This window comes from Mesorhizobium sp. M4A.F.Ca.ET.090.04.2.1 (genome assembly GCF_003999085.1).
In the GTDB taxonomy this organism is placed as follows: domain Bacteria; phylum Pseudomonadota; class Alphaproteobacteria; order Rhizobiales; family Rhizobiaceae; genus Mesorhizobium.
This window is the reverse complement of record NZ_RZOT01000794.1, coordinates 1-1710: the sequence shown is the minus strand read 5'-3', so window position 1 is coordinate 1710 and position 1710 is coordinate 1. Positions and strand designations below refer to the sequence as shown.

At 62.7% G+C, this 1710-nt stretch carries 2 protein-coding genes; both read right to left on the bottom strand.

What is annotated here, in order from left to right:
• Nucleotides 1-142: 142 nt before the first annotated feature.
• Nucleotides 143-574 carry a 50S ribosomal protein L17 gene (gene rplQ, locus EN781_RS31895; protein WP_126054449.1) on the bottom strand — a complete coding sequence of 144 codons (432 nt, stop codon included), beginning with the start codon at nt 572-574 and terminating at the stop codon, nt 143-145.
• A gap of 104 nt (nt 575-678) precedes the next feature.
• A complete protein-coding gene (locus EN781_RS31890) occupies nt 679-1689 on the bottom strand; it encodes a DNA-directed RNA polymerase subunit alpha (protein ID WP_006205443.1) in 1011 nt (336 codons plus the stop codon).
• Between the last annotated feature and the right edge of the window lie 21 nt (nt 1690-1710).

The following is a 1710-nucleotide window of genomic DNA, read 5'->3' as shown; positions in this document are numbered from 1 at the left end:
GGCTAATGCACCGAAATCCGATAATTGTCGCCCAAAAGCATGCGCTTCGGCCGACGAAATTGTCTGAAACGTAGAGCGCCGCTTTCAGAATGCAAAAAGGGGCCCACAGGGCCCCTTTGAACACACGGCGAAAAGCCCGGGCTCAGGCGGCCGCGGCTTCCTCTTCCGTACCTTCAGCTTCGATGCGGGCGCGGTCGCCGGCGCCCTTGGCCGAGGTGTCGCGGTCGACAAACTCGATCACCGCCATGGCGGCATTGTCGCCGTGGCGGAAGCCCGCCTTCATGATGCGCAGGTAGCCGCCGTTGCGGGAGGCGTAGCGCGGCGCGATCGTCTCGAACAGGCGCTTGACGACGCCCTCATTGCCGATCTGGGCGATCACCTGACGGCGCGCATGCAGATCTCCGCGTTTGCCGAGCGTCACCAGCTTCTCGACGATCGGACGCAGGTCCTTCGCCTTCGGCAGGGTGGTGACGATCTGCTCGTGCTCGATCAGAGACACGGCGAGGTTGGCGAACATAGACTTGCGGTGGCTTACGCTGCGGGCGAAGCGACGGCCTTTGAAACCGTGGCGCATGGCTCTTTTCCTTCTTCAGTTGTTCAAGAGGCCACGGCCTCTGATGGTTTTCCGCATGACCGTCGGATCGACCGGCTCACGCCGCCGATCCTTGGAATTCATGCTCAATATTGGTCTTCGTAACGCTTGGCGAGGTCTTCGATGTTTTCCGGCGGCCAGTCCGGCACTTCCATGCCGAGGTGCAGGCCCATCGCCGCCAAGACTTCCTTGATCTCGTTCAGCGACTTGCGGCCGAAGTTCGGGGTGCGCAGCATCTCGGCTTCGGTCTTCTGGATCAGGTCGCCGATATAGACGATGTTGTCGTTCTTCAGGCAGTTGGCCGAACGCACCGAGAGCTCCAGCTCGTCGACCTTCTTGAGCAGCGCCGGGTTGAAGGCGAGTTCGGTGACGGCTTCGGCCGCGACTTCCTTCTGCGGCTCGTCGAAGTTGACGAACAGGCCGAGCTGGTCCTGCAGAATGCGGGCGGCGAAAGCCACCGCGTCCTCGCCCGAGATCGAACCGTCGGTCTCGATGGTCATGGTCAGCTTGTCATAGTCGAGGACCTGGCCCTCGCGGGTGTTCTCGACCTTGTAGGAGACCTTCTTGACCGGCGAGTAGAGGCTGTCGACCGGGATCAGGCCGATCGGCGCGTCCTCGGCGCGGTTGCGCTCGGCCGGCACGTAGCCCTTGCCGGTGTCGACGGTGAACTCCATGCGGATCTCCGCACCCTCGTCCAGCGTGCAGATGACGTGGTCGGGGTTGAGGATCTCGACGTCGCCGACCGTCTGGATGTCGCCGGCCAGCACGGCGCCCGGGCCCTGCTTGCGAACGACCATGCGCTTCGGGCCGTCGCCTTCCATGCGGATGGCGATTTCCTTGATGTTCAGCACGATATCGGTCACGTCCTCACGCACGCCGGCGATGGATGAGAATTCATGCAGGACGCCGTCGATTTGCACGGCGGTGACGGCCGCGCCACGCAGCGAAGACAGAAGCACGCGCCGCAGCGCGTTGCCCAGCGTGAGGCCGAAGCCGCGCTCGAGCGGCTCGGCCACCAGCGTGGTCAGCGTCTTCTTCTTCGACGAGAACTCGATCTTGTTCGGCTTGATCAGTTCCTGCCAGTTTTTCTGGATCATGATGCTTTCCTTCCGTTGCCC

Coding starts and splice junctions, on each gene's coding strand:
- rplQ (WP_126054449.1), bottom strand. CDS start 574: ATGCGCCACGGTTTCAAAGGCCGTCGCTTCGCCCGCAGCGTAAGCCAC.
- EN781_RS31890 (WP_006205443.1), bottom strand. CDS start 1,689: ATGATCCAGAAAAACTGGCAGGAACTGATCAAGCCGAACAAGATCGAG.